The sequence below is a fragment of the Mycobacterium hainanense genome (assembly GCF_041890355.1).
In the GTDB taxonomy this organism is placed as follows: domain Bacteria; phylum Actinomycetota; class Actinomycetes; order Mycobacteriales; family Mycobacteriaceae; genus Mycobacterium; species Mycobacterium hainanense.
Window position 1 is genome coordinate 5,641,523 of the sequence record NZ_CP169059.1, and the last position, 12,107, is coordinate 5,653,629.

A 12,107-nucleotide genomic window follows, 5' to 3' on the forward strand; every position below is an offset into this window, starting at 1 on the left:
ACATGACCATGTTCGGAAACGATTGCGGGCCGACGCAGACGCCCGACGACATCGACATCGAGGCGCTGCGTGAAAAGTATCGGCGGGAGCGCGAAAAGCGGCTGCGCACCGAGGGTTCCAAGCAGTACATCGAACTCGAAGACGACTTCGCCGGCTACTACGAGGTGGACCCGTACACGCCCGTGACGCCCCGGGACCCGATCAACGAGGACATCGACGTCGCGGTGCTCGGGGGCGGCTTCGGCGGCCTACTGTCGGCGGCCTACCTGCGCAAGGCGGGCGTCGACGACGTGCGGGTCATCGAGCTCGGCGGTGACTTCGGCGGCGTCTGGTACTGGAACCGCTATCCAGGCATCCAATGCGACAACGAATCCTACTGCTACATACCGCTTCTGGAAGAGCTCGATTTCATGCCGTCGAAGAAGTTCGCCGACGGCGCCGAGATCTACCAGCACTGCCGCAACATCGGCAAGCATTTCGGCCTCTACGACTCGGCGATCTTCTCCACCCAGGTGCACGATCTGCGGTGGGACGAGGACATCAAACGCTGGCGCATCGGCACCAACCGCGGCGACGACATCCGCGCCCGCTTCGTCGTGATGGCCTCCGGCCCGTTTCACCGGCCGAAGTTGCCCGGAATTCCCGGCATCAAAGACTTCAAAGGACACAGCTTCCATTCGTCGCGGTGGGATTACGCCTACACCGGCGGCGACGCCCGGGGCGGACTGGACAAACTGGCCGACAAGCGCGTGGCCGTGGTCGGCACCGGCGCCACCGGCATCCAGATCGTGCCGTTCCTGGCGCGCCACGCCGGACACCTCTACGTGTTCCAGCGCACGCCGTCGACCGTGGACGCCCGCAACAACACACCGACCGATCCAGAGTGGGTCAAGACGCTCAAACCGGGCTGGCAGAAGGAACGTCAGCGCAACTTCCACTCGTGGACCTTCGAGGGCATGGCGCTCGGTCAGCCGGATCTGGTGTGCGACTTCTGGACCGAGCTCGGCCGCAACACCGCGGCCCGGGTTCTCGCGCTGGACGATCCGGCGGCCCTGACTCCCGAACAGTTCATGGCGATCCGGGAGGAGGAAGACTACAAGGTCATGGAACGGCTGCGCCGGCGCGTCGAGGCGATCGTCGAGGACGAGGCGACCGCCGAGGCCCTGAAGCCCTACTACCGGTTCCTGTGCAAGCGGCCGTGTTCCAACGACGATTACCTGGCGACGTTCAACCGGCCCAACGTCACGCTGGTCGACGTGTCGTCGAGCAAGGGGGTCGAGCGCGCCACCGAAAAGGGCCTTCTCGCAAACGGTGTCGAGTACGAGGTCGACTGCATCATCTACGCCAGCGGATTCGAGATCACCACCGAAATCAGCAGGCGCTACTCGATCGAGACGATCCAGGGACGCGACGGGCTATCGCTGTTCGACTACTGGCGCGACGGGTACAAGACGTTGCACGGCATGACCAGCCGCGGGTTTCCCAACCAGTTCTATACCGGGTTCACCCAGGTCGGCATTTCCGCCAACATCGCCGCCAACTACGAGGTGCAGGGCGAACACATCGCCTACATCATCGCCGAGGCCCTGGCGCGCGGTGTGAGCACCGTCGAGCCCAGCCAGGAGGCCCAGGATGCCTGGTGCCAGACGATCCGCGAGACGGCGGTCGACAACTCGGCGTTCGACGCTCAATGCACACCCGGCTACTACAACAACGAGGGCGGCGGGGGCGGAGAGGGAATCCGGTCCCACCTGGGTGAGCCCTACGGCCCCGGCTTCTATGCCTTCGACGACCTGTTGCGCGTCTGGCGGGACAAGGGCCACCTGGAAGGTCTGGTCCTGGGGACGTGAACGAGACCTTGTCCGCAGAACTGAGATTCGACGGCCGCGTCGCCGTGGTGACCGGCGCCGGTCGCGGACTGGGCCGCGCATACGCCCAACTGCTCGCCGCGCGGGGCGCGAAGGTCGTGGTCAACGATCCAGGCGGCGGCCTGACCGGGGAGGGCACCGATCCCGGCCCGGCCGAGCGCGTCGCGGCCGAGATAACGACGGCGGGCGGTACAGCGGTCGCCTCAACCGCGTCGGTCGCGACCCGCGAAGGCGGTGAAGCGATCATCGAGACGGCCGTGCAGCGCTACGGCCGCGTCGACATCCTCATCCACAACGCCGGCAACGTCCGCCGCGGGTCGCTCAAGGACATGAGCTACGAGGATTTCGACGCGGTGCTCGACGTCCACCTGCGCGGCGCGTTCCACGTTGTCCGGCCGGCCTTTCCGCTCATGTGCCGGGCGGGCTACGGGCGCATCGTGTTGACGTCGTCGATCGGCGGCCTGTACGGCAACCGGGGTGTGGCCAACTATGCGGCCGCGAAGGCCGGCGTCATCGGGCTGGCCAACGTCGCGGCGCTCGAAGGCGCCGGCGAGGGTGTGACGTGCAACGTCATCGTCCCGGCGGCGGTGACCCGGATGGCCGACGGCATCGATGTCTCCGCCTACCCGCCGATGGGCCCGGAACTCGTTGCGCCCGTGGTCGGCTGGCTCGCGCACGAGTCGTGCTCGGTGACCGGGGAGGTGTTCATCGCCCTGGCGGGTCGGGTGGCGCGGGCGGTCGTCGCCGAAAGCCCCGGCGTCTACCGGCCCTCGTGGACGGTCGAAGACGTCGGCCGGCACCTGGAGGCGATCCGCTACGTGGAGGCGCCGTTGATCTTTCCGGTCACACCCGACGGGCACGACCGGCACATTCGCTACAGCTTCGAATTGGCGCACCGCTCAAGCGATCAAGGAGCCCTGCATGGCTGATGCGACGGGCCCACTCGCCGGGGTGCGGGTGATCGACCTCACCGCCATGGTGATGGGACCGTACTGCACGCAGATCATGGCCGACATGGGCGCCGATGTGATCAAAGTCGAACCACCGGAAGGGGATAACACCCGCTACATCTCGGTGGGCCCGGCGCCCGGCATGAGTGGCGTGTTCGTCAACGTCAACCGCGGCAAGCGCAGCGTGGTGCTCGACCTGCGAACCGACACCGGCGCGGCAGCGTTGCGCGCGCTGCTCGAGACGGCGGACGTCTTCATCCATTCGATGCGCGCCAAGGCGATCGCCAAGCTGGGTTTCGGCTACCCCGAGGTCGCCGCGCTCAACCCGCGGATCGTCTACACCAATTGCTACGGCTACGGCAGGCGTGGACCCGAACGGGATCGGCCCGCATACGACGACACCATCCAAGCCGAGTGCGGCCTGCCCGCGGTGCAACAGCAGCTGACGGGCGAGGCCGACTACGTCGGGACCATCATGGCCGACAAGGTCGCCGGCCTGACCGCGCTGTACGCGACGACCATGGCGTTGTTCCACCGGGAGCGCACCGGGGAGGGGCAAGAGGTCGAGGTCGCGATGTTCGAAACCATGGCCTCGTTCATGCTCGTCGAACACGCCAACGGCGCCATGTTCGACCCCCCGCTGGGGCCGGCCGTGTATCCGCGCACCGTGGCGCCCAACCGCCGCCCGTATCGCACCAGCGACGGCTACATCGCCGCGTTGATCTACAACGACAAGCACTGGAACGCCTTCATCGACGCCGTGCAGCCGCCGTGGGCCAATGGCTCGTATTCGACGCTGGAGCAGCGCGCACGCCAGATCGACGCCGTCTACGGCTTATTAGCCGAGACGATGAAACAGCGCTCGACCGAGGAATGGTTGGCGCTGTTTCGCGACCTCGAGATACCGGCCGCACCGCTCAACACGCCTGGCGCGCTGTTCGACGACCCGCATCTCAACGCCGTCGGCATGTTCGAGACCGTGGACACCCCGCATGGTCCGGTGCGCTTCCCGGGCGTCCCCACCTGGTTTTCGCGAACGCCGGGCCGGGTCGCGGGCCCGGCCCCCGAGCTCGGCGCCGACACCACGCAGATCCTGGACGAACTGCGGCTCGCGACCGACGTGAAATCGACCGGCTGACCGTCAAACCACAGAGGAGTCTTGACCATGGGTGTGCCCGTCTACAAGCGCATTCTGGACCTGTTCGAGGCCGAGGGGGTCAATACCCTGTTCGGCATCCCGGACCCGAACTTCGTGCACATGTTCGCCGAGGCGGATGCTCGGGGCTGGTCGGTGGTCGCACCGCATCACGAACTGAGCGCGGGATTCATGGCCGAAGCGGCGTCGCGGATGACCGGTAACCCCGGCCTGTGCATCGGCACGCTCGGACCGGGCATGGCCAACATCGCGGGGGCCATCCAGTGCGCGAAGGTGGAGAACTCGCCGGTGATCTTCATCGGCGGCCAGCGGGCCCGCATCACCGAGCGCCGGGTCCGACGCGGCCGGATTCAATTCGTCCGGCAGGAACCGCTCTTCGCGCCCTCGGTCAAGTACAGCGCCTCGATCGAGTACGCCGACCAGACCGATGAAATCATTCACGAGGCGATCCGCCGGGCCATGTCCGGCACGCCCGGCCCGGCCTACATCGAGTACCCGTCGCACGTCATCCTCTCCGAGCTCGACGTGCCGGATCCGCTGCCGCCCAACAGGTATCGATTGGTCAACCAGACCGCCGGTGAGCGCGAGGTGGCCGAGGCGGCAAAGCTGATCCGGGCGGCCGAGAGCCCGATCCTGTTGGTCGGTCACGGGGTGCACACGTCGCGCACCGGCGCGGCGGTCCGCGAACTGGCCGACCTCATGGCGTGCCCGGCGATCCAGACCTCGGGCGGCACGTCGTTCATCGAGGGCCTCGAGGACCGCACCTTCGCCTACGGGTTCTCGCCCGCGGCCGTCGAGGCGGTGGTGAAGTCAGACCTGTGCGTGGCACTCGGCACGGAGCTCGGCGAGCCTAGCCACTACGGCAGGACACGCCATTGGGCGCAGAACGACGCGAAGCGCAAATGGATTCTGGTCGAACAGGATCCGGCGGCCATCGGGGTCAACCGCCCGATCGATGTCCCACTGGTCGGCGACCTTCGCGGTGTGGTGCCTCAGCTGGTGGACGCGCTTCGCGGCAACCCGCGTAAGGCTTCGGCCGCCGCCAAGGCCGACCTCGACCGCTGGATCGCCGACGACGCGGCGGAACTGGCGCAGCTCGCGGAGAACGCGCCGTCGGGACGGACGCCGGTGCATCCGGCGCGGTTCGTCGTCGAGGCCACCCGGGCGTTCCCCAAGGACGGCATCATGGTCCGCGACGGCGGGGCGACCGTGATCTTCGGTTGGACCTACTCGCAGGCCAAACCGCGCGACGTCATCTGGAACCAGAACTTCGGCCACCTCGGCACCGGCTTGCCGTACGCGGTAGGGGCCTCCGTCGCCGACGGCGGTAAGCGCCCGGTGATGCTGGTGACCAGTGACTCGGCGTTCCTGTTCCACATCGCCGAGTTGGAAACTGCCGCGCGACAGCGGCTTCCGCTGGTATGCGTGGTCGGCGTCGACCACCAGTGGGGCCTGGAGGTCGGCGTCTACAAGCGCACCTTCGCCCAGCCGTCGCCGCAGCCCGGCGTGCACTGGAGCAAGGACGTCCGTCTCGACAAGGTGGCCGAGGGCTTCGGCTGCCACGGCGAGTTCGTCGAGAAGGAGGAGGAGATCGGTCCGGCGATCGAGCGGGCCTATGCGAGCGGCAAGGCCGCCGTCGTCCACGTCTGCATCGACCCCAAGGCGAACTCCGAGGAGATGCCGAAATATGACGAATTCCGCACCTGGTACGCCGAAGGCACCCAGTAGTTGAAGGATCCCCGAAGGAGGAGCCATGCGCGATTACCTGAAGTTCTACATCGACGGGCAGTGGGTTGACCCGGCCCGGCCCAACAGTTTTGACGTCGAAAACCCGGCAACCGAACAGGTTTCGGGAAGGATCTCGCTCGGGTCATCCGAGGATGTGGATGCGGCGGTGAGCGCGGCCCGGCGAGCCTTCGCCGACTGGTCACAGTCCAGCCGCGAACAGCGGCTGGAACTGCTGGAGGCCATCCTTGCCGAATACCAGCGACGCGCGGGCGAGCTCGCCGATGCGGTGACCGAGGAAATCGGCGCGCCGCCGTCGTTGGCCGCAGGCCCCCAAGTGCAACTCGGGATCGGTCACCTGGTCACGGCGATCGATGTGTTGAAGAATTTTCCCTTCGAGGAACAGCACGGGGCGGCGCTGATCGCCAGGGAGCCCATCGGCGTCTGCGGGCTGATCACGCCGTGGAACTGGCCGCTGAACCAGATCGCCGTCAAGGTGTATCCGGCGTTGGCGACGGGCTGCACGATGATCCTGAAACCGTCCGAGGTGGCACCGTTTTCGGCCTACATCTTCGCCGAGATCCTCGACGCCGCAGGCGTGCCGGCCGGGGTGTTCAACCTGGTGAACGGTGACGGCCCCGGCGTGGGCATGGCGATTGCGGGCCACCCCGACATCGACATGGTGTCGTTCACCGGCTCCACCCGCGCCGGGATCGAGGTGGCGAAGACCGCCGCCCCGACGGTCAAGCGGGTGACCCAGGAGTTGGGCGGCAAGAGCCCCAACATCGTCCTCGACGACCCCGGCTTCGCCGACAGCGTGCGGGCCGGCATCGCCAACATGATGCCGAACTCAGGACAAAGTTGTAATGCGCCGTCGCGCATGCTGATTCCGAACGCACGCATGGACGAGGCCATCGCGATCGCGCGGGAGACCGCCGGGCAGGTGAAGGTCGGCGACCCCGGCGACAAGACCGCGATCGGGCCCGTGGCGTCCAAGGCGCAGTTCGACAAGGTGCAACGTCTCATCCAGAGCGGCATCGATGGGGGTGCGACCGTGGTCGCCGGCGGCCCGGGCCGGCCGGACGGGCTGACCAACGGCTACTACGTTCGGCCGACCGTCTTCGCGAACGTCACCAACGACATGACGATCGCACGGGAGGAGATCTTCGGGCCGGTGTTGTGCATGCTCGGCTACGACGACCTCGACCAGGCCGTCGATATCGCCAACGACACCGATTATGGCCTCGCGGGCTACGTTTCGGCGGCCGACCTCGACAAGGCGCGCGCGGTGGCGCGGCGTATCCGGGCCGGCTGGGTGACCATCAACCACGCGTTCGACATGAGCGCGCCGTTCGGCGGCTACAAGCGCAGCGGCAACGGCCGGGAGTGGAGCGAGTTCGGGTTCCACGAGTACCTGGAGGTCAAGAGCATCTTGGGCTACGCGCCGGAGAAGGGCGGCCAGTAGCGGCGCCGCGCTGATCAGCCGGTCTGGAAGTGGCGGCGGATGCCGGCCAGCATCGCGATGTGCGCCTTGACGGCTTCGCGAGTGGTGATGGGCGCCAGCGGCCGGGGCGCCGCGATCCGGATTCGCTCGGTGACGCGCGTGCCCGTAGCGGTCGGTTCGAAGCTGACCCGCCCGCGCAGGCGTACCCCCGGCGACTGGTCCGCCTCCGTCAGCACGTCGCCCTTCGCCGGCACCTGCAGCCGAGCCCGGTAGGTGATCGTCATCCTTAAGGCCCCCAACGGGATCCGGTCCCGCACCCGATAGCTGACGGTGACCCCGTCGGGGGTTTCGCCGCGCGACAACATCTCCACGGACACGATCAGCGGGTGCACCAGCTTGATGTTGTCCAGATCCACATAGAAGTCGCGGACCTCGCCCGGGGGCGCGGGCACCTCCTCCGTCAACGTGCGCTCCGCGTGCGCGACCCACCAGGTCATGCCGAGAACTCTAGGAGCAGCTGCCCCGTCCGCCACCAGATCAGCACGGCGAACGCCGCCAGCACGATGATGGTGACCGCGGCCTGAATCCCGTTGCGGCGCTCCCTCGGCGGGTAAACGTAGGCCGCGGCGACCAGCACACCCGTGACCAGCCCACCCGCGTGCGCCTGCCAGCTGATGCGTTGCGAACTGAACAACGGCACCAGGAACGTGTAGGCCAGGTTGACCGCGATCACCGCCGCCACCCAGCGGACGTCGGAGGCCAGCCGCTTGCCCACCACGAAGGTGGCGCCGAACAGGCCGAAGATCGCGCCCGAGGCGCCCGCCGTCGCAGTGTCGAGCGGTGATACCAGATAGACCAGCACCGAACCGCCCAGCCCGCTCAGCGCGTACAGCGACCCGAAACGCAGCCGGCCCAGCGACATTTCGAGGGGCGGGCCCACCACATACAGCGCCCACATGTTCAACAGCAGATGCGTGGCGCCATAGTGCAGGAACGCCGACGTCACCAGGCGGTAGAACTGGCCGTCGGCGACGGCCGCGGGCCACAGCGCGAGCTGCTTCTCCAGGTTCCCCGACGCCATTTGCGCCACGAAGGCCAGCACGTTGATGCCGATCAGGACGAAGGTGAGCACCGGGGTCGCCGACCGCTGCCGCCCGCCGAACCGGGTGCGGGGCTGCCGCACCGTCCGCGCTCCAGCCCGGACGCACGCCACGCACTGGTGACCGACGGCGGCGCTGCGCATGCAGTCGCCGCAGATGTAGCGCTCGCAGCGGTTGCAACGGACGTATGTCGGGCGGCCCGGATGCCGATAGCAACTCGGAGCCGCGGGCGGCGAATCCGGTGTGCTGGGCGCGCTCATCGCCCTATTCTGGCCCGCGCCGCCGGGCCCGGCGCAGCGCTTTGGCGAACCTGTTTTCTACGCACCCCCAGTGCGCCTACTGTTTTCTGCGTGGAGTCGAGATGAGCGCCGGAGTGGTCGAGCGCTACCTGGAGTGCTTGGCCGCACACGACTGGGACGGCCTTGCCGCGACGATCGCCGACGACGGGTTGATCCGCGAGGGCCCGTTCTGCGATGTCGTCGAGGGCAAGCAGCACTACGTCGCCTATCTGCGCAAGGTCCTGACCAACCTGGATGGCCACCGGCTGGAGGTGCAGCGGGTCTCGCATGTCGACACTCACCTGTCGTACGTGGAGCTGACGGAGTCATTCGTGATCGACGGCGACGACAAGCGGTGGCCCGAGTGCATCCTCTTCGAGCGGGGCGACGACGGACTCATCTCTCACGTCAGCGTCTTCTTCAAGCAGCCCGCCGCGCGGTGAATCGCCCGGGCGAACCGAAACTATTCCCTCATCCGCGAATTTGACCTAGCGTGTGATGGGTGGAATCAAACGGAAGCCCGGAATTGGTGCCCGTCGAAACATTGCACTCAGGTGATCCGATCATGGATCGCGGCCAGCGGTACATAGTCCTCGAATCGAAGGCCGTCGGCGACAGCTGCGTGGTGCTCGAGCTCGAATCCAGGGTGGACCACCAACTGCAGGTCATCGAGAAGTCCTTCCCCGCGGGATACCACGTCAACAGGGCGAACCACCGAATCTTATAGCCTGAATTTGCTCGGCCGAATATTGCGCGAGTAGCCGTTGGACGGCTACCGCGCATTCGTGTTATTCGGGCTCAAAACGACGAATATCGGTCGGGCGTATTTAGCGCCCGCGCGCCGGCCGCGGGTCGTTGGGATTGTCGGGATCGGGATCGCCGAACCACCGCGACGGCGGCCGCTCGCCGTACGCGTCATGCCATTCCCACCACTCGTACGGCGCGGTTTGCGGGTACCCGTCGGGCGAGTCCTCCCACGATTCCTGGCGCCCGAGCGCGGTCATGTCGAGGTAGCTCCAGGTGTTGCCCAGCGCTTCGTCACCCCGGTTGTTGATGAAGTAGGTGCGGAACACGCGGTCACCGTCGCGGATGAACGCGTTCGTGCCGTGCCATTCGTCCACGCCGAAGTCGGCGTCGAAGCCATCGGTGATCGTGTACCACGGCATCTGCCAACCCATCCGCGCCTTGAGCCGGGCGATGTCGGCTTGTGGCGCCCGGGAAGCGAACACCAGGGTGGTGTCGCGGGCGTTCAGGTGGGCGAGGTGCCCCACATGGTCGGCGATCATCGAGCAGCCGCGGCACGCGTGGTCGGGCCAGCCGTCCACGCCCGGCTCGAAGAAAGCGCGGTAGACGATCAGCTGACGCCGGCCCCCGAACAAACCCAACAGGCTGACCGGGCCTTCGGGTCCCTCGAACGCGTACTCCCGCTCGACGGCCAGCCAGGGCATCCGCCGCCGGGCCGCCGCCAGGGCGTCGTGGGCCCGCATCACTTCCTTTTCTTTCCCCAGCAGCTGTTCGCGCGCGGCGGCCCAGTCCCGGGCCGACACGATAGGGGGCGTGTGCATGTCGTTGTCCTCCTTGGGTTTCGCGGTCTCAGGCCACCGCAGCCAGGCCGGCTGATGTGAGCAGGTACGCGTCCGGTGTCGCAGTGTCCTCGGTGGCGATGGCCAGCACCGAGCGGCCCACCTGCTCGGCGGTGAGCGCGGGCCCGGCGGTCCGCACGAACGAGTCGACGTCAACCCCTTGCCGTTCGGCGTACGCCGCGACCGCTTTGGCGCCCAGGTCCGTCGCCGGCGTCAACCGCGGCAGGACGGACACGAAACGGATGCCCAACCCGGCCCGCTGCGACTCGATGGCCGCGTAGCTGGCGATGAACCGGACCGCCGCCTTCGCCCCCGCGTAGCCGCCACTCAGGGGTGACCCGGCGAGGGCGGCACCGCTGGACATGACGATCACCGAGCTGCCCGGGGCCAGTGGACGTCGCAGCGCGTGGCGGGTCCAGTGAAAGGCTTGCGCGACATCGACATTCCAGTTCTGGCTGAAGCTGTGCCAGCTTTGCTCCTGCAGCGGGCCCATGTGGGGCGCGGCCCCGGCGCAGAGAACCACCGTGCGCGGCAGGTATTCGTCGATGAGCTGCTGCGCCGTCGAAGGGTCGGCGGCGTCGGCGGCCACCGGGACGAAGCCGTCGCCGAGCTCGGCGCGCGCGTCCTCGAGGCCGGAAACGCTGCGCGCGACGCCGACCACCTCGGCCCCGGCCGCCGCCAGGGCGCCCGCGATGGCGCGGCCAAACCCGCGGCTCGCCCCGGTCACGACTGCCGTGGTGCCGGCCAGGCCACCCGATGGGAATGTCAGTGGCTCGTTCATGTTCGTCCTCGCTCTCAACCAAAGGTGCGTTCACCAATTGAGATGCGGCGCGGCCCGCGAATTCATCGCCGCTGTGCCGATGATTTTCGGCCGGGCGCGGTCTCTGTACTGGAGTAGCGTTCGAACTCAGCCCAGACAGGAGGGGCCGTGCCGGCCCAAGAGGACTTCATCGCGCAGGCGGCGCCGTTTCGTGCCGAGCTGATCGCACACTGTTATCGCATGCTCGGGTCGGTGCACGACGCCGAGGACCTCGTCCAGGAGACCTATCTCAACGGCTGGCGCGGCTACCAGGCGTTCGAGGAACGCGCGGCGTTGCGGACGTGGCTGTATCGGATCGCGACGACCGCGTGCCTGCGGGCGCTGCAGAACCGCGCGCGCCGGGTGCTGCCGGCCGGGCTCGGCGGCGGATCGATCGATCCCGACGCCAGCCTCGACGCGACCGGCGGCGTGCACGAGTGGCTCGAACCCATCCCCGACTCGTTGACGTTCCCTACCCCCGAGGACAACGTCGCCGCACGACAAAGCCTGCGGCTGGCCGTCATGACCGCGCTGCAAGAGCTGCCCGCCCGTCAGCGCGCGGTGCTCATCCTGCGCGACGTGGTGCAGTTCAGCGCCGCCGAGGTCGCCGAGCTGCTGGAGACCACACCCGCCGCGGTCAACAGCTCGCTGCAGCGGGCACGGGGCCGCCTCGCCGAGCTCTCCCCCACCGAGGAGGGCCTCTCGGAGCCCGACGACGCCGAGCGCCGTGCGCTGCTCGACCGCTACTGCGCGGCATTCGAGAACGCCGACATGGCCGCCCTCACCGCGCTGCTGCAAGCGGATGTGAAACTCGAAATGCCACCTCTCCCTGTCTGGTTCGCCGGTCGCGACCCGGTGTTGCGCTTCCTCGCGGCGCGCGCGTTCGCCGAGCCCGGTGAAATCGCGATGATCGCGACGGCCGCGAACACGCAACCCGCGGTGGCCGAGTACCGCTGCGACGCGGACGGGACGATGCGCGCCCACTCCATTCACGTCCTCACGGCCGGCGCCGACGGGGTCGCCACCATCACCGTCTTCCTGGACCCCGGCCTGTTCAGCAGGTTTGGATTTCCACCCAGCCGGTAACCTGTCCGCAGGGACGCGACGGCATCGCCGGCTAGGAGAAAGAAGGCCCAACCCCCGGAGTCCCCGGTGTCGCCGCAGCGTCCAAATGTGGACAGGTCCCCTGCGCCCCAGGATCATT

At 67.8% G+C, this 12,107-nt stretch carries 12 protein-coding genes; 8 read left to right on the top strand and 4 right to left on the bottom strand.

Annotated features, from left to right (window positions below; all coding sequences use genetic code 11):
- Positions 1–2: 2 nt before the first annotated feature.
- The 5 genes from ACEL92_RS26590 to ACEL92_RS26610 are packed head-to-tail and all read left to right on the top strand — an operon-like array spanning position 3 to position 7,164.
- A complete protein-coding gene (locus ACEL92_RS26590) occupies positions 3–1,850 on the top strand; it encodes a flavin-containing monooxygenase (protein ID WP_374023531.1) in 1,848 nt (615 codons plus the stop codon).
- Positions 1,847–2,797, top strand: a complete 951-nt coding sequence (locus ACEL92_RS26595) for an SDR family NAD(P)-dependent oxidoreductase (RefSeq protein ID WP_374023532.1) — start codon at positions 1,847–1,849, stop codon at positions 2,795–2,797. The genes ACEL92_RS26590 and ACEL92_RS26595 overlap by 4 nt, the downstream gene beginning before the upstream one ends.
- Entirely contained in the window at positions 2,790–3,956 is a 1,167-nt protein-coding gene (locus tag ACEL92_RS26600; RefSeq protein WP_374023533.1) for a CaiB/BaiF CoA transferase family protein, read from the top strand. The genes ACEL92_RS26595 and ACEL92_RS26600 overlap by 8 nt, the downstream gene beginning before the upstream one ends.
- A gap of 27 nt (positions 3,957–3,983) precedes the next feature.
- A complete protein-coding gene (locus ACEL92_RS26605; RefSeq protein ID WP_374023534.1) occupies positions 3,984–5,702 on the top strand; it encodes a thiamine pyrophosphate-binding protein in 1,719 nt (572 codons plus the stop codon).
- Between the two features lie 25 nt (positions 5,703–5,727).
- Positions 5,728–7,164: an aldehyde dehydrogenase family protein gene (locus ACEL92_RS26610; protein WP_374023535.1), complete on the top strand. Its 1,437-nt coding sequence runs from the start codon at positions 5,728–5,730 to the stop codon at positions 7,162–7,164.
- 14 nt (positions 7,165–7,178) lie between these two features.
- Here the strand turns inward: ACEL92_RS26610 and ACEL92_RS26615 are convergent, their stop codons facing one another.
- Both ACEL92_RS26615 and ACEL92_RS26620 read right to left on the bottom strand, forming a co-directional pair.
- Positions 7,179–7,640, bottom strand: coding sequence for an SRPBCC family protein (locus ACEL92_RS26615; protein ID WP_374023536.1), 462 nt, complete (start codon positions 7,638–7,640; stop codon positions 7,179–7,181).
- Entirely contained in the window at positions 7,637–8,503 is an 867-nt protein-coding gene (locus tag ACEL92_RS26620; RefSeq protein ID WP_374023537.1) for a rhomboid family intramembrane serine protease, read from the bottom strand. Before ACEL92_RS26620 ends, ACEL92_RS26615 begins: the two co-directional genes overlap by 4 nt.
- 101 nt (positions 8,504–8,604) lie before the next feature.
- Between ACEL92_RS26620 and ACEL92_RS26625 the strand changes: the two genes are divergently transcribed.
- Positions 8,605–8,964: a nuclear transport factor 2 family protein gene (locus ACEL92_RS26625; RefSeq protein WP_374023538.1), complete on the top strand. Its 360-nt coding sequence runs from the start codon at positions 8,605–8,607 to the stop codon at positions 8,962–8,964.
- A gap of 59 nt (positions 8,965–9,023) precedes the next feature.
- On the top strand, positions 9,024–9,248 hold the full coding sequence (locus ACEL92_RS26630) for a hypothetical protein (protein ID WP_374023539.1): 225 nt from the start codon (positions 9,024–9,026) through the stop codon (positions 9,246–9,248).
- A gap of 100 nt (positions 9,249–9,348) precedes the next feature.
- Here the strand turns inward: ACEL92_RS26630 and ACEL92_RS26635 are convergent, their stop codons facing one another.
- Positions 9,349–10,086 carry a DUF899 domain-containing protein gene (locus tag ACEL92_RS26635; protein ID WP_374023540.1) on the bottom strand — a complete coding sequence of 246 codons (738 nt, stop codon included), beginning with the start codon at positions 10,084–10,086 and terminating at the stop codon, positions 9,349–9,351.
- A 28-nt stretch (positions 10,087–10,114) separates the two neighbouring features.
- The gene (locus ACEL92_RS26640; protein WP_374023541.1) at positions 10,115–10,885 is read right to left on the bottom strand and encodes an SDR family oxidoreductase; all 771 of its coding nucleotides are present in this window, start codon (positions 10,883–10,885) and stop codon (positions 10,115–10,117) included.
- Between the two features lie 147 nt (positions 10,886–11,032).
- Here ACEL92_RS26640 and ACEL92_RS26645 point away from each other — a divergent pair, with 147 nt between their 5' ends.
- On the top strand, positions 11,033–11,989 hold the full coding sequence (locus tag ACEL92_RS26645; protein ID WP_374023542.1) for a sigma-70 family RNA polymerase sigma factor: 957 nt from the start codon (positions 11,033–11,035) through the stop codon (positions 11,987–11,989).
- Positions 11,990–12,107: the final 118 nt, after the last annotated feature.